18 protein-coding genes are annotated in these 18530 nt (G+C 42.5%); 9 read left to right on the forward strand and 9 right to left on the reverse strand.

The genetic code is table 11. The annotated features are described in order from the left end of the window. Window positions 1-14: 14 nt before the first annotated feature. Together GTQ34_RS16705 and GTQ34_RS01810 are read left to right on the forward strand one after the other, a co-directional pair. Complete coding sequence (locus tag GTQ34_RS16705) at window positions 15-3254, forward strand: hypothetical protein (RefSeq protein WP_208103808.1); 3240 nt, start codon at window positions 15-17, stop codon at window positions 3252-3254. A gap of 377 nt (window positions 3255-3631) precedes the next feature. Then, window positions 3632-4294 carry a hypothetical protein gene (locus GTQ34_RS01810; RefSeq protein WP_166522047.1) on the forward strand — a complete coding sequence of 221 codons (663 nt, stop codon included), beginning with the start codon at window positions 3632-3634 and terminating at the stop codon, window positions 4292-4294. 113 nt (window positions 4295-4407) lie between these two features. Here GTQ34_RS01810 and GTQ34_RS01815 read toward each other — a convergent pair whose 3' ends face one another. The 3 genes from GTQ34_RS01815 to GTQ34_RS01825 are packed head-to-tail and all read right to left on the reverse strand — an operon-like array spanning window position 4408 to window position 6545. Next, entirely contained in the window at window positions 4408-4551 is a 144-nt protein-coding gene (locus GTQ34_RS01815; RefSeq protein ID WP_166522048.1) for a hypothetical protein, read from the reverse strand. 31 nt (window positions 4552-4582) lie between these two features. Continuing rightward, complete coding sequence (gene purB, locus GTQ34_RS01820) at window positions 4583-5926, reverse strand: adenylosuccinate lyase (RefSeq protein WP_166522049.1); 1344 nt, start codon at window positions 5924-5926, stop codon at window positions 4583-4585. A gap of 46 nt (window positions 5927-5972) precedes the next feature. Further along, window positions 5973-6545, reverse strand: a complete 573-nt coding sequence (locus GTQ34_RS01825) for a hypothetical protein (RefSeq protein WP_166522050.1) — start codon at window positions 6543-6545, stop codon at window positions 5973-5975. Between the two features lie 29 nt (window positions 6546-6574). On the opposite strand from GTQ34_RS01825, the gene GTQ34_RS01830 reads away from it, so the two are divergent. Beyond that, complete coding sequence (locus GTQ34_RS01830) at window positions 6575-7048, forward strand: heme-binding domain-containing protein (RefSeq protein ID WP_166522051.1); 474 nt, start codon at window positions 6575-6577, stop codon at window positions 7046-7048. Here GTQ34_RS01830 and GTQ34_RS01835 read toward each other — a convergent pair. Next, the gene (locus GTQ34_RS01835; protein WP_166522052.1) at window positions 7011-7712 is read right to left on the reverse strand and encodes an SIR2 family NAD-dependent protein deacylase; all 702 of its coding nucleotides are present in this window, start codon (window positions 7710-7712) and stop codon (window positions 7011-7013) included. The genes GTQ34_RS01830 and GTQ34_RS01835 overlap by 38 nt on opposite strands. Before the next feature lie 44 nt (window positions 7713-7756). Between GTQ34_RS01835 and GTQ34_RS01840 the strand changes: the two genes are divergently transcribed. From GTQ34_RS01840 to GTQ34_RS01850, 3 genes are all read left to right on the forward strand, one after another. Continuing rightward, window positions 7757-8410 carry a TrmH family RNA methyltransferase gene (locus tag GTQ34_RS01840; RefSeq protein WP_166522053.1) on the forward strand — a complete coding sequence of 218 codons (654 nt, stop codon included), beginning with the start codon at window positions 7757-7759 and terminating at the stop codon, window positions 8408-8410. A gap of 39 nt (window positions 8411-8449) precedes the next feature. Then, window positions 8450-8977 carry an SRPBCC family protein gene (locus GTQ34_RS01845; RefSeq protein WP_166522054.1) on the forward strand — a complete coding sequence of 176 codons (528 nt, stop codon included), beginning with the start codon at window positions 8450-8452 and terminating at the stop codon, window positions 8975-8977. A gap of 108 nt (window positions 8978-9085) precedes the next feature. Then, a complete protein-coding gene (locus GTQ34_RS01850) occupies window positions 9086-9466 on the forward strand; it encodes a VOC family protein (RefSeq protein WP_166522055.1) in 381 nt (126 codons plus the stop codon). Here the strand turns inward: GTQ34_RS01850 and GTQ34_RS01855 are convergent, their stop codons facing one another. From GTQ34_RS01855 to GTQ34_RS01870, 4 genes are all read right to left on the reverse strand, one after another. Next, window positions 9467-11152 (reverse strand): alpha-amylase family glycosyl hydrolase, encoded by a 1686-nt coding sequence (locus tag GTQ34_RS01855; RefSeq protein WP_166522056.1) that lies wholly within the window; start codon window positions 11150-11152, stop codon window positions 9467-9469. An 84-nt stretch (window positions 11153-11236) separates the two neighbouring features. Then, complete coding sequence (locus GTQ34_RS01860; RefSeq protein ID WP_166522057.1) at window positions 11237-12013, reverse strand: carboxypeptidase-like regulatory domain-containing protein; 777 nt, start codon at window positions 12011-12013, stop codon at window positions 11237-11239. Window positions 12014-12088: 75 nt separating this feature from the next. Next, window positions 12089-13828: a DEAD/DEAH box helicase gene (locus GTQ34_RS01865; protein ID WP_166522058.1), complete on the reverse strand. Its 1740-nt coding sequence runs from the start codon at window positions 13826-13828 to the stop codon at window positions 12089-12091. Between the two features lie 141 nt (window positions 13829-13969). Further along, window positions 13970-14551, reverse strand: coding sequence for a non-canonical purine NTP diphosphatase (locus tag GTQ34_RS01870; protein WP_208103836.1), 582 nt, complete (start codon window positions 14549-14551; stop codon window positions 13970-13972). Between the two features lie 62 nt (window positions 14552-14613). Here GTQ34_RS01870 and GTQ34_RS01875 point away from each other — a divergent pair, with 62 nt between their 5' ends. Together GTQ34_RS01875 and serA are read left to right on the forward strand one after the other, a co-directional pair. Next, window positions 14614-15066, forward strand: a complete 453-nt coding sequence (locus GTQ34_RS01875) for a methyltransferase family protein (RefSeq protein WP_166522060.1) — start codon at window positions 14614-14616, stop codon at window positions 15064-15066. Between the two features lie 145 nt (window positions 15067-15211). Continuing rightward, window positions 15212-17104, forward strand: coding sequence for a phosphoglycerate dehydrogenase (gene serA, locus GTQ34_RS01880; protein ID WP_166522747.1), 1893 nt, complete (start codon window positions 15212-15214; stop codon window positions 17102-17104). Here serA and rlmH read toward each other — a convergent pair. Then, window positions 17098-17571: a 23S rRNA (pseudouridine(1915)-N(3))-methyltransferase RlmH gene (gene rlmH, locus GTQ34_RS01885; protein ID WP_166522061.1), complete on the reverse strand. Its 474-nt coding sequence runs from the start codon at window positions 17569-17571 to the stop codon at window positions 17098-17100. The two genes, serA and rlmH, sit on opposite strands and share 7 nt — an antisense overlap. Before the next feature lie 97 nt (window positions 17572-17668). Between rlmH and nadC the strand changes: the two genes are divergently transcribed. Beyond that, the gene (gene nadC, locus GTQ34_RS01890; RefSeq protein WP_166522062.1) at window positions 17669-18526 is read left to right on the forward strand and encodes a carboxylating nicotinate-nucleotide diphosphorylase; all 858 of its coding nucleotides are present in this window, start codon (window positions 17669-17671) and stop codon (window positions 18524-18526) included. Window positions 18527-18530: the final 4 nt, after the last annotated feature.

Consider the following 18530-nt stretch of genomic DNA (forward strand, 5'->3'; position numbering starts at 1 on the left):
ATAACCTATAGAAAATGAAAACATTACAAACATCTTTTACCCTTTACCTTTTTGGATTTCTCTGCTGCCTTTCGGCCAATGCCCAATTGCATTTTGATCTAGAGGTCGCCAACAAGACCAACGAGGTCTTTGGCCCTTTGGACAAAAGCAAGATACCCCACAGCATGCTATTGGACTACGGTTACGATTTTGTGGACGTGCCCAATTACGATGGCGTGTTGCGGGATAACAATTATATTGTACCCTCCGTATTCCGTGATCTATATAATAGCGTGGTCTCCATGCGTACCTCCTTGGTGGTGCCCGAACTAGTGGATCCCATTGCCCTGGAGCAGGATTGGAAGAGCATGGCCAAGTCCCATGCCGCAAAATTTGGGAAAAAGCCCTTGACCACGGCCATCACGCTCAACGGATTGTACTACCATTATTCCCGCATTCGGCCCGATGCCCTCGATGAAGGATTGATCCAAATCATTGACGGTAAAAAATATGGTGATGTGTATAAAGGAACCAACTGGCAAAACCCCTACGAAACCAAAGAGGTGTTTGCCATCACTTTGCCGCGAACCCAAATAAGCAGTTCCACCATATCCCTATTGCTGGAAGATTCCGAATGGCGTACCAACCAGCCTACCTTGGTAGAAAGTTTTGCCGTGGACTTTGGGGATGGTGGTGGATTTCAACCCTTGGAATTGGGCACTACCCTAAACCATACGTTTGCCGAAGATGGCGATTATGTGTGGACCTTTCAATTACAACTGACCGACAATACCTTTAGGTATTGCCGCACCCCGGTAAAGATTACGGGCAAGGCCATGCAGCAGACCTTAACGGCCCGTAACCCCGAATGCACCGAACCTTGGGAAGAAACCATTACAGCCTCCAAAACGTATCAAGGTGTAAAAGGAGTGGCTAAGTTGCAGATAGCCGCCGCTAACGAATGTAAAACAATCAGCAAACCCCTGATCGTGGTGGAAGGTTTTGATTCTGGATTGACTGGAAATCATCCAATATATGGAGATACCGACCTTGACTATTTTTTACGTGAAGTTGTAGATTCAGATAGTCAAGAGTTACAAAACCTAATTACAGCGGATACCGAAGAAAGTTTTGATATCATCTATGTCAATTGGGCAGATGGCACCGATTGGTTGCAGCGCAATGCCTATGCCCTAGAGGCGGTAATCGAATGGGTCAACAGTAAAAAAGAAGATCCCACGGCGCCCAATGTGGTCTTGGGGCAAAGTATGGGCGGTGTGTTGGTCCGTTATGCCTTGCGCGATATGGAGAACAACAACCTGGACCACGATACCAGCCTTTACATTAGCCACGATGCCCCGCACCAAGGGGCCCATGTACCCCCAGGAGCTCTGTATATGGTCCGGCATGTCCTCAACGAACTTATCACCACACCCATTGGCGATGTGTCTGTGGCCATAGCGAGTGGGGCATATCCTGTGAACGAGGGAAGAAAATTAATAGACCAACCTGCGGTACGGCAGCTTTTGATCAATTGGGTGGATGTAAACTATGAAATCAACAACGAAACCCATAAAGCCTGGCAAGATGAACTCAATGCCATGGGCTATCCACAACAAACCTGGAACATTGCGCTCAGCAACGGTAGCCATTGTGCACAACCGTATGGCATAGAACCCGGCCAAACCTTGTTTAGGCTCCATGGTACGGGTTCCACCAGGCCATTTACGGATGTGATTACGTTTATTACTGGTACAGGATGGCTTGTAGGTGCCGCTTTGGGGGACATCCCTGCATTACTGATGGGTTTTCTGCCAGGAAATTCCAAACTCAAGACCGACTTTCAGGTATGGGCCTTTCCAGGTGGGGAAGAAGACTGGTTGTACAAAGGCTGGATCCAATACGAGAAAAAGCTGCTTTGGGTGGCTCCTTTAATGCGGACCATCACCAATCGTACCTTTTCCATAGCTGATGACAACCTATTATTGGATGATTTTCCGGGCGGGGCCATGCCGTTTATTGGCACTATTGATGAATTTGACGAATATGAAAGCAATATTTTGGCAACTTTTAACCTGAACTTGGAAGTCACTCCAGATATCAACTTCATACCCGTTACCAGCGCCTTGGATGTGGGGAGTAACAATGTCCCGTTAATTGAAGAAGACTATCTGCAGATTTATACTACCGAAAACCCACCGCCCCAAGAATTGGCCATACCTTTTGATAATTTCACCACGACTTTCGATATTTCGGGGCGAAATGCAGCACATATTTCCTTCAATCGCACCAATGGGGATTGGTTGGCACAGGAACTCAACACGGTCTCAACTTCGTTCGATTGCACCTTTTTGTGTAATCCTGAGGCGGCGATACAGGGCAGCAAATTGCTTTGTCAGGAAGAACTGTATTTTGTTGAAGTTCCAGGAGCTGTACAAGTGCAGTGGAGTTCGAGCAATCCAGATGCCGCCTTTCCCACCGACCCTAACAGCCCGGCAACTTTTTTCACAACACCACCCAATACCTATAGCCAACCTGTGACTATAACGGCTACGATTACTTCAGAAAGTTGCGGAGGCGAACCTGTGGTACTGGAAAAGGTGTTGCAAGTGGGAAAGCCTTCCCAACCTTCCGATTTGTTCGGTCCGGAAGTAGTATTGACAGGGGCCCTTGTAAGTTACTTTGGAGGTCCGGCCATAGGAGCGGATAGCTACCAGTGGTGGTTGCCACATCCTTTTGAAAAAGTAAATCAGTTTGACCTTTTTGGCGACAATTGGCAGGTAAAAGAAACGGCTACGAGTTATGAAAGTGTTCAAGTGTTCACTGGTTATGCGCAGAATGATGGATTGGTACAGCTTATGGGTGTCAATGAATGTGGTGTGGGTCCTGCGAGAACTTTGTACGTAGAACATGCTGGTGGCGGAAACGGCGGTGGTGGTGGAGGCGTCCCGCTGCAACCTGACACCGATTTGGACGTGCTCTCGCCAGATAGTGGGAATGGAGACGGATTGATTCTATATCCCAATATCGCCACCGAGGAAGTGACCATTGCATTGGACACCTTACCATTACTCAATGATGACCAGCAACCTACAGGAATTGTGGGTGTAACCGTATATGCACAAATGCAGCCCATTGTAAAGAAACGATTGGCCTATGCGTATCCAGGAGTGCCATCAGTGACTTTGGACATTAGGGATTTAAACCAAGGGTATTATACCGTAGCTGTTGAAACAACGACAGGCCTATCGAGCAAAATTTTAATTGTGGAGTAGACTCTTAGAACCATTAATAAAGCACAAGTCATTTTGAAGAGAGCTAGCGACCACAAAATCCAAACCTGGGATTTCCCAATCAATTCCATATATTTTATTTTGAAATTACAAAAACTACACCCCAGTATAATTCGCTGGGGCAATTTTTTTCACCTCACTTTTGATGGCATTGTAAACTGACAGGGTCTCCATGAAATCTGCAATGGAATTTTGGGTATTTTTTAGGATTCCTATCAATAAATTGAGCGTTCATTGATCCAAAGGTATCATCCATCCATTTCTTTCAGATTTTGTAAATCATATTCTTGAAATTCGTTTACCTATAGCTCATTAAAATGTGCTGTATCTAAAAGTTTAGGCAATATTGATACAAAACCATGCGGATTTTTAGACCATCGGATGAGAGGCTTATAAAAAAGTTGGTAAATCATGTTTATTTCAAGGTTCAAGCCAACGGGGTAGTTAGAGTTGAGGATATGCTATACATGATGGCCACCATTGTGGCAGTACAATGTATAGAGGTAGCAAAAGAGCTTTCAATAGACAAACATAATTTTGAACTTGGTAACGCAGTATTTCCAAAAAAAATCAATGAAACCCTTATTGGACCAGATACTGTAGAAAATTGGAATGAATTGCCTAAGGAATGTGTTTTTGGAAGAATTAAGAACAAAATTGATAAACACTTTAACGAAACAGCCTTTCCTTCATTGACTGGAATTTTTAAAAATTATACAAAAAATGTCGATGAATCAGAATGGGAGAAAGTCACTTTGAACATTCCAGAAGATAGCATACCATCTTTATTGACTTTAAGGGCTGGGTATGAAACAAAAAAATTCGTTGATAGGCGAATAAATCTTGAAAATAACCAAAAGACGTTGACGATAGCAATTGACTCGCTTAGCCGTGTATTGATTGAAACTAGGATAGCACTAAATCCGTCAATTGCTTTGATGATGACTTTTGAAACTATATTCGGTATGTCCAAAACAGCAACGATGGCCAACCAAAAAATGCTGAAAGGCAATCTAAAATAAATGAGGCATTGCCTAACAACGCCCATAATTTTGTAGGGCTGAATTTCTAATAAAGAAAACAATGAAAGAAAGCAGAGTGGATTTCTTCCGCAAGACGATTCTGTCCAATATTTCTAAGCCCAAATCATGGCCTGTTCTATAAGCACAATCCGAACCTCATATTGTTTCTTGCCATTTTTGGAATAAATCACATATGAGTTGATCCAAAGCAGCCATCTATCAATCACCGAGGTATTCATTCCATGCTTGTCCCGCACTTCACACTACTTTCGGAATCAAAAAAAACATCTAAACCCCCGTATAATTCGCTGGGGTAATTTGTTTCAGTTCATCTTTGATCGCATCAGAAATCGAAAGGGTCTCAATAAAATCTGCAATGGACTTTTGCGTAATTTTTTCATTGGTACGGGTCAAGCCCTTTAGGGCTTCATACGGGTTGGGATATCCTTCTCGGCGAAGAATGGTCTGGATGGCCTCGGCCACCACTGCCCAGTTATCTTCCAGGTCTTGTTCAAATTTTTGTTGGTTCAAAACCAATTTGTTCAACCCTTTCAGCGTGGACTGAAATCCAACCAAAGTGTGCGCAAATGGCACTCCCACGTTTCTAAGCACAGTACTGTCCGTTAAATCACGTTGCAGTCTTGAAATAGGTAGTTTTGCCGAAAGATGTTCAAAAAGGGCATTGGCAAGCCCTAAATTCCCTTCGGAGTTTTCAAAATCGATGGGGTTTACTTTATGTGGCATGGCCGATGAACCCACTTCACCCTTTTTTATTTTCTGCTTAAAATAGTCCATTGAAATATAGGCCCATAAATCCCGGTTCAAATCGATGATGATAGTGTTGATGCGCTTTAAGCAGTCAAATAGCGCGGCCATGTGGTCGTAATGTTCTATTTGGGTGGTAGGAAAGGAATGGTGTAAACCCAGTTTTTCTTGCACAAATTGTTTTCCGAATACTTTCCAATCAATGTTTGGAAAAGCAACCTTATGCGCATTATAGTTTCCAGTGGCGCCACCAAACTTGGCCGCACTGGGTATGTCATTCAATAAATTGAACTGTTCTTTTAAGCGCTCCACAAATACCTCAATTTCTTTTCCGAGACGGGTAGGGGATGCTGGTTGACCATGTGTGCGTGCCAACATGGGGATGCTTTCCCATTCCTTGGCCAGCGTTTTCAATTTTTCAAAGACTTCAAAATAAGTGGGGACATACACTTCGTTCATCGCCTCCTTTATGGAAAGGGGTATGGCCGTATTGTTTATGTCCTGGGAGGTCAGTCCGAAATGGATAAATTCCTTATACTTTTCCAGGCCCAATGTATCAAAATGCCCCTTTATAAAATATTCAACAGCCTTGACATCGTGGTTGGTGGTCTTTTCAATTTTCTTGATTTCGTTAGCATCATCCTGTGAAAAATCAATGTAGATTTTTTGAAGTTTCGAAAACTGTAAAGCATCAAAATCGGCCAATTGGGGCAATGGAATTTCACAAAGCGCTATAAAATATTCAATTTCAACCTGAATACGATATTTGATCAATGCCGCTTCGGAGAAATAATGCTGAAGGCCTTCCGTTTTGTTTCTATATCGACCATCAATAGGAGAGATGGCATTAAGTGGGTTCAAAGACATTTCATCAAGTTTTTGAAAGCTCCAAAGATACTTAAACTCGCAGAGTTTAGTGCTCTAATAGCACAAGCATGTCCAAGGTTTTTTTTGCTCGGTTTTTATATCCGGCGGTACCAGAGCCTATAGTATTTTCCAAAACAAGCTTTAATTCAGGATGGACCCAATCAAATTTGAAACCCAAATAATATAGGCTCGTCATGGAAAATACTTTAGGAGCAACATTTATGGGGCTTATTAACCAATCGAAACAGGCAGTCAATATTTTTTCCAAATGGCCATCCGAGACATGTTTATGGAAGAAAGCATCCTTTTTTTTGAAATAAGTGACACATACCATTTCACACACATGGGCCATGGGCCTAATGCATGAATCGGTTTGCAATTGTGCTAGACCTTCTGTGAAATCATCCATAAAGGGAATAAGATAAACCAACTTTTTTCGCATCAGATGGTCAAAAGTCCAACTTGCGTTAAAGTCTCCTTCCTTATCTTCTCGCAAAACTTCCTGAAAGAGCCTTTTAGTGAGCGAGGGCTCCTGTTCCAGTTCAGTGACCAATCGTTCAATTTTTGCTTTGGAAAGCCGCCCAGAATTTAATGTGCTATGCAGTTGCGCTTCAGTCAAAAAAATCTATTTTTACAGAAATAGTGACGATGAAATTAGCAAAAAAAATAGCAATAGTGTTGTTGGTCATTTTTGTTGGCATGCAATTTTACAGACCCGATAAAAATGTGGCCAACGGCGATTATGTAACTGCCTTTGAAAGCGAAACCCAACCTGGTCCAGAGGCACAAAAGATATTGAAAACAACCTGTTATGACTGCCATAGTGATAACACAAACTATCCTTGGTACAACAACATCGCCCCAATTTCATATTGGTTGGATGATCACATCGAAGAAGGTAAGGAGCATTTGGATTTTTCGGATTGGGGCAATTATTCCGTTAAAAAGAAGGATCACAAATTGGAAGAGCTTGTTGAAGAGGTTGAGGAAGGAGAAATGCCGCTAAAAGAGTACACTTGGACCCACAAAGAGGCGCGTTTGACCGAAGCTCAGAAAAAGGCATTGATGGACTGGGCCATGGAAGCTAGATCAATGTATCAAACAACTGGTTCACTAGAGTAGGGACCCCGTCCACGGCTGTTTTTGGAATTACGGTCAAATTGCCAAAATCTGAAGAGCGGATATTGGGCTTGGGATCCACAAAATAAATAGGTGTTCTGGATGACACATGGTGAATCAACCCCGCTGCTGGGTAAACCTGCATGGAAGTACCTATGATCATCAGCATATCGGCCTGTTGGGTTATCTGTGCTGCAACGTCCATCATAGGCACCATTTCCCCGAACCAAACAATATGCGGCCGTAATTGATGCCCCCTATCGTCCAAATCGCCCAGTACCAAGTCTTTTTTCCATTCCAAAACATGGTTTTCGTTGACGGTACTACGCGCTTTGAACAATTCGCCATGCAAATGGACCACATGTGAACTTCCCGCCTGCTCATGGAGGTTATCTACATTTTGGGTCACTATACTTACATCAAAATGATTTTCCAAGGTAACCAAGGCATGATGACCAGCATTTGGCGAAACTTCCAGCAACTGTCTTCTCCTTTGGTTGTAAAATTCCAGTACTAGTTCAGGGTTTCGGCTAAAGCCTTGTGGCGAGGCCACTTGCATTACATCATGTCCCTCCCAAAGTCCATTGGAGTCCCTAAAAGTTTTTAAACCGCTTTCAGCACTCATGCCTGCGCCTGTTAAAACGACTATTTTTTGTTTCCTTCCCATACCGCATCAAAAATATAAAATTCAATTTTTGCTATCTTGTTTTTATGTTTGACAATGATTTGCTCACTTATCTGGAGACTTTTGTCACTGAGGAAAGAAAACAACGTTTTCTAGACATCCTTCAAAACCGGATGAAGTATCTCACCGTGGCCATTGAAGATGTGTTTCAAATGCACAACACCAGTGCCATACTCCGAAGTTGTGATGCATTTGGAGTACAGGAACTTCATGTGGTTGAAGACCGATTTGGAAAACGTTTGGATAAAAACATAGCGGTGGGAGCGGAACAGTGGGTGGACGTTGAACGCTACCAAAATACCCATGAATGCATAAGCAAACTAAAGGAAAGAGGATATCAGATTATAGCCACAACGCCGCATGACGATGCCCAATTGTTGGCGGATTTCTTTCCCAAAACTCCAACAGCCTTGTTTTTTGGTACCGAAAAGGAAGGATTGAGCGAGGAAGTGATGCAAAAAGCAGATGGGTTCCTGAAAATACCCATGGTGGGCTTTTCCGAGAGCTTGAATGTATCAGTTTCCGCAGCTATCATGCTTCAAGAAATTACCCAAAAGATTAGAAGTTCCACCGTAGAATGGCAGCTATCTGAAACGGAAATTTTTGAAAAGCGGCTTGACTGGACCAAAAAATCCATAAAAAATGCGGAAGGGATTATCAGCAGATACTTGAGCGATTGAAGTTTTTTGTACATTTAGTTATAACCAATTTAGAAACAAATGATTACAGCACTTTACATTGTAGGAGGCATCGTATTGCTTGTGCTTATTTTAGCTATGATTGCCCCTAAAACATACCATGTTTCCCGTTCCATTGAAATTGCAAAACCAAAAAGCGAGGTATTTGAAAACCTACGTTTTTTGAAGAATCAGGATGCATGGTCACCATGGAACAAAAAAGATCCCCACATGGAGAAGAAGTTCACAGGAACCGATGGTACGGTGGGCGCAACGAGTTATTGGAATGGAAATAAAGACGTAGGTGAAGGCGAACAGGAAATCACAAAAATTGTGGATGGTGAGCGCGTTGAATCGGAGCTACGGTTTTTGAAACCGTGGAAATCCACCTCGGATGCATACTTGGCAACCGAAGAAATTGATGCAAACATCACTAAGGTGACTTGGGGATTTTCAGGTAAGAACAAATTTCCAATGAGCATTATGATGCTCTTCATGAACATGGACAAAATGGTGGGCAAAGATTTTGAGGAAGGATTGTCCAGTTTAAAACAGACTTTGAAAAAATAGCGTCTTAGTTGTCCCTTTGAGAGCCTGCACTGAGCGAAGTCGAAGCGGTACTTTGGGGCGTGTGCAACAAGATTTCCACTCTTGTAGGAATTATAAAATATAGTTATTATGAAGGAAAATATGGTGGGCTGGTTCGAAATCCCGGTAAAGGATATGGATCGGGCCAAGAAGTTTTACGAGACCGTTTTTGAAATAAACATACAAGTCCAGGATTTTCACGGAACTCTGATGGGTTGGTTTCCTTGGGCAGAAGGAAAACCTGGAGCTGCTGGCTCCCTCATTTATCAACCCGATTGGTACAGACCCAGCAATGTAGATGGCGTTGTAATTTACTTTTCAAGCAGTGATGTTCAAAACCAACTGGACCGTATTGAAGCCGCTGGAGGAAGAATTCTAAAACCAAAGACACAAATCAGTCCAGATATAGGGTATATGGGTCTCTTTTTAGATTCCGAAGGGAACCGGATTGCCTTGCATTCGAGAAAATAATTACTCCACTAATTCCAACAAGGCGATATCAAAATCATTTTCCAAGATCACCTTGCCTTTGTTTACGGTAACCTCGGTTTCGGAATAGGTATCGTAGAGTTTGGTGCCGTCTCCAAAAAAACCTTTTACCCAAAGCGATTTTTTGCCCTTGGGCAAATCGAGTCCAATGACCACCTTATCCTTAAAGTCTCCTTGAGCATAGGTTCTGGAAAAAACGTATGGGGATTTCGCCAATCTTTTGTGCTTTCCTGCTCCAACAGCGGGGTGATTTCTTCTGAATTGTCCCAGTTTTTGCCAGTGCTTGTGAATTTTTTGTATTTCGGGCACGCTGTCCAACTCCTCCCAATTCATAAAGGAACGCAAAGTAGCATCACCCTCTGCACCTTCAATGACAAGGTTTCTTGAGGTTTCGTCACCATAGTAAACCTGCGAAGCTCCTGGAGTCAGCAACAGCACATTGGCCGCTCGGTACGGTTTTTTTCGTTCCTTGTCGAAAGGGGAACCATCATCGTGGGAGGTCAAGTAGTTCATCACACTTTTGTCTTTCAGTTTGGTATGAAGCAATCGGCTGTATTTCTTAAATATCGTTTCGTAATCTTTAAGGGCATCCGTTTTCAGCTCAAAATTGATGAGACTTTTGAACCCGTGATTGAAAAAGTCCACTTTCTTATCCCCAAAATTAAACTCTCGGCCACTCGAAATACCATAATTGTATACCTCGCCGACCATGTAGAAAGTATTGTCATCCAGAATTTGGTCCTTGTGCTTTTTCTTCCAGGTTTCAAACGCATAATCAGCTTCTTTACGAAGCTCGGCCCATGCATTTTCGTTGACATGTTTCACGGTATCCACTCGAAAACCGTCCACACCAAAATCGTTGATGTAATCCGTGAGCCATTTTATAATATAAAACCTTGGAGCCCGCGGGTATCCAGTACGCTCAAAAAATAGCTGAAGTTCGTCTAACTCTTGGCTCAGGCGGCCCTCCTTTTTCCATTTAGCCAGTAATGCATCGGGAAGTTCCACTGGTTCATCTGACTCCGTAAGAATATCGGGAAGATTATCCACCAAAGTACAGGCTGTTGTATTCTCATAGGTGGTGAATTCGCATGTGGGATTGGTCCGCACCCAATCATCCGGCCAAACCGGATCTTTTTCGGTTACAGGTCCTGTATGGTTCAATACTACGTCCAAGAGCACGCGAATGCCTTTGGCATGTGCTGATTTCACCAATTTTTCAAGGTCTTTTCGGGTTCCAAAGTTAGGGTCAATAGCGGTCCAGTCCTTGGCCCAGTAACCATGATACCCATACGTGTTGCCGGTACCCTCATTGGTTGCCCCATGTATCTGTTCAACAACAGGGGTGAACCAAATGGCATTTATCCCTAAATCAGTGAAATATCCGTCTTCAATTTTCTGGGTGATTCCTTGGATGTCCCCACCTTCAAAACCGCGAAGGACTCCTGTCTCTTCGGTGCGTTCAAAATTGGTATTGTTCTCTGGATTTCCATTGTTGAAACGGTCGGTCAGCAGAAAATAGACGTTGGCTGCTTCCCAAACAAAGGGCACATCTTTTTTAACCTCTTTATTTTCGACTACTTGAACCTCTTTTTGTTTATTTTTCTCAGCTTGCTTGCAGCCTACGAGCAATGAAATAATGGACATGGTAGCAAGTAGTTTTTTCATCTATTGGGATTTTGCCTAAAGCTATAAAATGAATGCGGAATTATAAAATTTATTTGTAGTGCAGGCCCCTGTTTAGATATAGGTTTACTTTCTGTTCAATACTTTGTATTCTTCATAACAGCTTGAAATGGCATCCAAAATTTGGAGATCGTTGGCGGTGTTGATGAACGACCTGCTGTAGTTACAGTTATTAAGGATGTCCTCAATATCCACTTTTTCCAATTGAAGTAGTTCGGTAAGGGTTTCACGATCAAACTTCGAGGCCAATAGGTTTCGAATGTCATCATCCTCTTTCATTTGCCGCAACTTTCGCATTTGTCTGGGTTTTTTCCCAAAAAGATTGCGCAGTAGGTCTGCGGGATTAAGAATGGCACCCAATACCTTGGTCACGGCACTGGGACTCTTACTGCCCCCTTCATAACTTGTTGGAAGCCCCGATATGCTATATTGATATGCGTTGTTGATCGGCAAGTTTTTGACATCTATCTCCAAATAACCGGTCAATTGATATGGCCTAACAATCACTTCTTCCAAGGCATAGGCGAGTTCGGTTAGCGCTATTTTGGTATCCTCGTACCGGAACATATCGTTGGTGACGCGTACCTTTTGTGACTTGAAACCCAGAAATGAGAAGTAAAGCGTGTCGTTCACGGCGGCGTCTATGGTAAAACGTCCTTTTTGATTTGAAATGGTACCCTTAACTTTGTTAAGATTGATGATATGCACACTTTCTAAAGGGAAATCGGTTTGGGCATTGACCACAGTCGCGGTCAATTCACCCTCTACCATTGTTTCGCTTTCGTTTTGGGCAAAGCAAAGGAATGGGACAAATGAAAAAACTATAAGTAGGATCTTTCTCATGCAATCTTTGTAAGCATAAAAATACTAAACAAAGAAAAATAAATAGGAGTGTATTGGCATTTAATATAGAATTAACTAATAAAAGCCCGATCGTTTTTTTCCTCCTTTTTTTCCGAAACCACTTTTTTTGCCTTTTCTGAAGGATTTGTTTTCACCACCTTTGCGATGACCTCGCTTTCTGTCGCGGTTACGACCTCCCTTGCCACCACCACTTGGTTTTTTGGAAACCTCTACATTGATAAAGCGACCATCCACCTTAAAGTCGGTAAAGGTTTGCAAGATGAAGTCCGTAAGCTTGGCATCGCTATTGAAGAACGAGAAGCTGTCTTTGGTATCCACATTGAAAATATCCTCTTTTTCCAATTTCAAGGTATCCCTAAGAAAATCCTTTAGTGACATCCAGTCGTATCCATCGCGTTCGCCAACATTTATAAAATAGCGTACTGAACCATTGGATGAAAATTTTCCTGAGGTTTCTCTCTCGCCGTTTTCTTTGGAATTGAGATCTTTGGACTTGCTATAATAGTTGTAGAATTGTGAAAACTCCACCGAGACCATCTTTTTGATGAGTTCTTCCCGGTCAATCCCCTCCAATACATCATTTATGGCCGGCAGATACCCGTCAATTTCTGGATTAATCTTGGTGTCCTTTATTTTATTGGCCAAATGATAAAGCTGTATCTCACAAATCTCAATGCCCGAAGGAATATTTTTTTGGATAAACTCCTGCTGAATTTTCTTTTCTATGGCCTTTATCTTACGCATTTCGGAGCGTGTAACAATAACCATGGAGATTCCTGACTTGCCAGCTCTTCCTGTTCTTCCACTACGGTGGGTATACGTTTCAATCTCGTCAGGCAGTTGATAGTTTATTACATGGGTAATATCATCAACATCAATACCACGTGCAGCCACATCAGTGGCCACTAACATCTGAACCTGTTTTTTTCTAAAGGCGTTCATTACCAAATCCCGTTGGTTCTGACTCAAATCACCGTGCAGCGCTCCCGCATTGTACCCATCATCAATCAACTTTTCAGCAACTTTTTGAGTATCCCTTTTTGTTCTGCAGAAGACTACAGAAAAAATATCTGGGTTGGCATCGGCCAAACGCTTAAGTGCAGCATAACGATCACGTCCACCTACCACATAAAACTCATGTTGTACTGTAGTGGCTCCGGCATTTTTGGTTCCCACAGTGATTTCCACTGGATTACGCATGAATTTTTTGGCAATGGAGGCCACTTCCTTGGGCATGGTCGCGGAGAACAACCACGTGAATTTATCCTTAGGGGTGTTTGACAGGATATCCTTGATGTCTTCATAGAACCCCATGTTGAGCATCTCATCGGCTTCATCCAAAATACAAAAGTCAATTTTGGAAATATCGACCATACCTCTTCGTATCATATCCTTCATACGGCCTGGGGTTGCCACCACAATTTGTGCCCCACGTTTAATTTGTCTGGCCTGCTCAGTTATGCTGGCACCACCATAAATGGCTACGGTGTTCAGTCCTTTTACGTATTTGGAATATAGTTTTAGTTCGTTGGTTATTTGAAGACATAGTTCCCGAGTAGGGGAAAGGATGAGTCCTTGCGTGGTTCTGCTATCCGCATGAATCTTTTGAATCATGGGAAAACCAAATGCAGCGGTCTTTCCTGTTCCAGTTTGGGCCAAGGCCACTAAATCGGTGTCTTCTTGTAAAAGTATCGGAATTGATTTTTCCTGTACTTCGGACGGCGTTTCAAATCCAAGGTCGGAAATAGCGTCCAATAGGGGTTTGTCCAACCCCAGAGCTTCAAATGTTGTCATAATGGTGTATACCTTAAAATCGCAAATATGCTGTGTTGCATAGAGCGATTTTAATATAACCTTTAAGCTCCTCGCAACACCTTGCCCATACCGGCGGCGTTAATAAAGCGGCAAAGGTACGCTTAATTTTTTGAGCAGATGTCAGGAAAGATTGTTTTTTAGAAACTCGGCCAGCTTTTGGATTGCCAAACCCCGATGGCTGATGGCATTTTTTACTTCTGAAGAAAGCTCGCCAAAAGTTTTGTCGTACCCTTTTGGTTTGAAGACGGGGTCGTACCCGAACCCTCCTTGACCGTATTCTTTTTCTGTGATACTTCCATTCACACGACCTTCGAAGACATGGCTTGTTCCGCTTAGGTTTAAATGGATCACTGTTTTAAAGTGTGCCCTTCGATCTTGCACCCCATCCAATTCGGATAAAAGCTTGGCCATGTTGTCCCGTGCATTCTTTTGTTCACCAGCATAGCGGGCCGAGTATACTCCCGGTTTTCCGTATAGTGCTTCCACCAGCAACCCGGTATCATCAGAGAAACAATCCAAACCATAATGTTTTACGACAAAATCGGCCTTAATCTTTGCATTTTCCTCCAGAGTCTCCCCTGTTTCGGGGATTTCGTCAAAGCAGCCAATATCATTAAGCGACAAAAGCTGGATGTTTTTTGGCAATAGCTGCTTTACCTCTTTCAATTTATGGTCGTTGTGTGTGGCAAATACAAGTTTCAAAATAGGGATGTTCAAATACTCTTTAAAAGTAGTAAATTCGATGTTCAACGTTTGAAACATTTATGCGTATTAAATTATTCCCGCCTTTGGTGATGTTGTTATTTGGGGCACTCATGTTTTTGTTGGCTAAATATTTGCCGGTTGGAGACTTTGATTTTTTTGGACGCATGGAAATGGCATCATTTCTCGGGGTACTGGCGATTTTAATCATGTTTTTGGCAATTTTCCAATTTAGAAGGTCGAAGACTACAACGAATCCAATCAATTTAAAAAAGACAAGTCAACTGGTGACCACGGGTGTTTATCGATATACGAGAAACCCCATGTACTTGGCCATGTTACTTTTTTTATTGGCGTTTGGGCTTAAGTTGGGCAATGCTTTCAACACCTTGTTGGCAGCAGGTTTTGTGTACTACATGAACCATTTTCAAATCAAACATGAAGAGGAAGCGCTGACCACCTTGTTCGGGAAAAAGTACCGGATGTATTGCATGGAAACCCGGAGATGGTTTTGACTTTCATTGTCGGTATTTTTTCATTTTGAAATTTTTTAAAGTGGATTTTTGATATATCCGCATTAATAAGCCATTTTTTGGCACTTGAACTGTCCCAGATGGAATTAATTTTTAATTTTAGGGTTTAATTTTTTTGAAGAGAAACATGGTGGAAGCGGGACGCAAATATGTTTTTGATTTTGACAGCACCCTCACACAGGTGGAGGCATTGGATGTTTTGGCAGAGATGACTTTGCAGCACAAGTCCAACAAAGCTGAAATTATCAAGGAAATTCAGGAAATCACCAATCAAGGTATCGATGGTGATATTTCATTCACAGAATCACTGGAGCGCAGAATTAAATTGTTAAATGCCCACAAAGATGACCTGGAAGGTCTTGTTCGCGAGCTACAACAGAAAATATCAAAATCCATAGCGTCAAACAAAGAGTTTTTCCATCAATTCTCCGATGATATTTATGTGATCTCCTGCGGTTTTAAGGAATTTATCGACCCTATTGTAGAAGAATATAACATTCCGTCGGAGCGTGTCTATGCCAACACCTTTGAGTTTGATGACCAAGGGAACATTATAGGTTTTGATGAGGACAACGTACTGGCCACCCACAATGGAAAAATCAAATGTCTAAAACAATTGGATTTGGATGGTGAGGTACAGGTAATAGGCGATGGTTACAGCGATTATGTGATGCGTGAAGCCGGAATTGCCGATAAATTTTTTGCCTATACTGAAAACGTGCATCGCGAAAAAGCCGCTAACAATGCTGACCACGTGGCCCCCAATTTGGATGAATTTTTATTTGTAAACGATTTGCCAAGGAATATTTCATACCCAAAAAATCGGATCAAGATTCTGTTGCTGGAAAACGTACATCCTGCAGCCTTCGACAATCTTTCCAACGACGGATTTTCCGTTGAGCTGGTGAAGCACAGTCTGCCCGAGGAGGAACTTATAGAGCACATTAAGGGAGTACATGTCCTTGGAATCCGTTCCAAGACCCAGGTTACCCAAAAAGTATTGGATGCAGCGGACAAACTATTGGTCATCGGTGCATTTTGCATTGGGACCACCCAAATTGATTTGGAATACACCAAGAAGCGCGGAGTTGTGGTGTTCAATGCGCCATACAGCAATACCCGCTCCGTGGTGGAAATGGCCATTGGTCAAATCATCATGTTGATGCGCAACATTTTTACCCGAAGTACTGAAATCCATGCTGGCCAGTGGAACAAGACTGCCATTAATTCTCGGGAAGTGAGGGGAAAGAACTTGGGAATCGTTGGCTATGGAAATATTGGCAAGCAACTTTCTGTGTTGGCGGAGGCCATCGGTATGCGGGTATATTACTATGATGTGCTTGAACGTCTGGCCCTTGGCAATGCTATAAAATGCAATACGTTGGAGGAATTGTTAGCTGCTTCGGATGTAGTGAGCCTACATGTGGACGACAACAAGTCCAACAAGAATTTCATTGGTGAAAATGAAATACAACAAATGCGGGATGGAGCTGTCCTCGTTAATCTCTCCCGCGGATTTGTGGTCGATATCGATGCCTTGGCCTCAGCACTTAAAAGCGGAAAGCTAGGAGGAGCAGCTGTTGATGTGTATCCCTCTGAGCCACGAAGCAACGGAGCTTTTGAAACGGCCTTGCAAGGTATTCCCAATGTAATACTGACACCCCATATAGGAGGTAGTACCGAGGAAGCCCAACGTAATATTGCCGACTTTGTACCCAATAAAATTATGGACTACATAAATTCTGGAAACACTGTGGATGCGGTCAATTTTCCAAATATCAGATTGCCCAAGCAGAATAAGGCCCATCGTTTTTTGCACATTCATAAAAACGTTCCGGGAATCATGGCAAAAATCAATGAAGTATTGGCCAAATATGAGATGAACATCACTGGGCAGTACCTATCTACTGATAGTGAAGTGGGCTATGTAATTACAGATTTGGACAAGGACTACAACAAAGGGGTGCTCAAGGACCTCAAAAATGTGGAAAACACTATTAAATTCCGGGTGCTTTATTGATGATGATAGGGTTCGTTCCTAAGAATGGTAAACGCCCTATAGAGCTGTTCTACCACAAAAAGGCGCACCATTTGATGTGAAAAGGTCATTTTCGACAGACTTACTTTGCCATTGCTTCGTTCATAAATCGTTTGACTGAATCCGTAGGGGCCACCTATTGCCAGAACGAGATTTTTAATACCGCTGTTCATTTTTTTTTGTAGAAACTGCGCAAACTCCACGGATGAAAATTGTTTTCCCTTTTCATCCAAGAGTATCAAGATGTCTGAGGGCTTCATTTGGCTCAAAATCAATTCGCCTTCCTTTTGTTTTTGTTGATCTTCGGAGAGGTTTTTGCTGTTTTTGATATCTGGTATAATGTTGAACTCGAATCGGATATAATGTTTCAACCTTTTCTCATAGAGGGCTATGAGCTGACCAAGCTGTGCATTATCCGTTTTTCCAATCGCAATGAGGGTAATCTGCATCTTCCAAAAATAATTTTTATTTAGAAAACAATATCACTTAGCCAGTGATGTAGGTGGTAAATGTTTTTAGTATTTTCGTTAAAACGCCCATTTCAGGATGATATCCGAAGCACAATTTCAAAAAGAAATCGACCTCATAATAAAAAATGCCATTCGGGAAGATGTAGGGGATGGTGATCACAGTTCTTTGGCCTGCATACCAGAATCAGCGCAAGGAAAAGCGAAGTTGTTGGTTAAGGATGAAGGTGTTGTCGCAGGGGTTCAATTCGCTAAGCGCGTATTTGACTATGTGGATTCAGAGCTTCAGTTAGAAGAGATAATATCGGATGGGAACCCAGTTTCGCACGGGGACATTGCCTTTTATGTGGAAGGAAGTTCCCAAAGCATCTTAAAGGCCGAGCGATTGGTGCTTAATGCCATGCAGCGTATGAGTGCCATAGCGACCAAGACCAAACAGTTTGTTGATTTGTTGGAAGGTACGGATACCAAAATTTTGGATACCCGAAAAACAACCCCGGGCATTCGGGCCCTGGAAAAATGGGCGGTTAAAATAGGAGGAGGGGAGAACCATAGATTCGCCCTCTACGATATGATTATGTTGAAGGACAACCACATTGATTTTTCGGGGGGTATTACCAAAGCCATCCAAAAAACCCAAGACTATCTTAAGGAAAAGGGGAAAGACTTGAAAATCATTGTTGAGGCCAGAAATCTTGATGAAGTTGAAGAAATATTAAAATCCGATGGGGTATACCGTATTTTATTGGACAATTTTGACTACGAAGACACCAAAAAAGCTGTAAAAATGATTGGTGACCGTTGTCTCACCGAGTCTTCTGGTGGAATCAATGAAAATACTTTGAGAAAGTATGCTGAATGCGGTGTGGATTACATTTCTTCTGGGGCATTGACCCATTCTGTCCACAATATGGATCTTAGCCTAAAAGCCGTATAGTACT

The sequence above is a fragment of the Flagellimonas ochracea genome (assembly GCF_009903685.1).
GTDB lineage: Bacteria > Bacteroidota > Bacteroidia > Flavobacteriales > Flavobacteriaceae > Flagellimonas > Flagellimonas ochracea.

Excerpts from the sequence above, each read along its gene's own strand:
- GTQ34_RS01875 (WP_166522060.1), top strand. The coding sequence starts at position 14,614 with ATGCGTATTAAATTATTCCCGCCTTTGGTGATGTTGTTATTTGGGGCA.
- purB (WP_166522049.1), bottom strand. The coding sequence starts at position 5,926 with ATGTCTTTGAACCCACTTAATGCCATCTCTCCTATTGATGGTCGATAT.
- GTQ34_RS16705 (WP_208103808.1), top strand. The coding sequence starts at position 15 with ATGAAAACATTACAAACATCTTTTACCCTTTACCTTTTTGGATTTCTC.
- GTQ34_RS01860 (WP_166522057.1), bottom strand. The coding sequence starts at position 12,013 with ATGAGAAAGATCCTACTTATAGTTTTTTCATTTGTCCCATTCCTTTGC.
- GTQ34_RS01830 (WP_166522051.1), top strand. The coding sequence starts at position 6,575 with ATGAAATTAGCAAAAAAAATAGCAATAGTGTTGTTGGTCATTTTTGTT.
- GTQ34_RS01855 (WP_166522056.1), bottom strand. The coding sequence starts at position 11,152 with ATGAAAAAACTACTTGCTACCATGTCCATTATTTCATTGCTCGTAGGC.
- nadC (WP_166522062.1), top strand. The coding sequence starts at position 17,669 with ATGATATCCGAAGCACAATTTCAAAAAGAAATCGACCTCATAATAAAA.
- GTQ34_RS01850 (WP_166522055.1), top strand. The coding sequence starts at position 9,086 with ATGAAGGAAAATATGGTGGGCTGGTTCGAAATCCCGGTAAAGGATATG.
- GTQ34_RS01865 (WP_166522058.1), bottom strand. The coding sequence starts at position 13,828 with ATGACAACATTTGAAGCTCTGGGGTTGGACAAACCCCTATTGGACGCT.
- GTQ34_RS01835 (WP_166522052.1), bottom strand. The coding sequence starts at position 7,712 with ATGGGAAGGAAACAAAAAATAGTCGTTTTAACAGGCGCAGGCATGAGT.
- GTQ34_RS01840 (WP_166522053.1), top strand. The coding sequence starts at position 7,757 with ATGTTTGACAATGATTTGCTCACTTATCTGGAGACTTTTGTCACTGAG.
- GTQ34_RS01845 (WP_166522054.1), top strand. The coding sequence starts at position 8,450 with ATGATTACAGCACTTTACATTGTAGGAGGCATCGTATTGCTTGTGCTT.
- rlmH (WP_166522061.1), bottom strand. The coding sequence starts at position 17,571 with ATGCAGATTACCCTCATTGCGATTGGAAAAACGGATAATGCACAGCTT.
- serA (WP_166522747.1), top strand. The coding sequence starts at position 15,212 with ATGGTGGAAGCGGGACGCAAATATGTTTTTGATTTTGACAGCACCCTC.
- GTQ34_RS01810 (WP_166522047.1), top strand. The coding sequence starts at position 3,632 with ATGCGGATTTTTAGACCATCGGATGAGAGGCTTATAAAAAAGTTGGTA.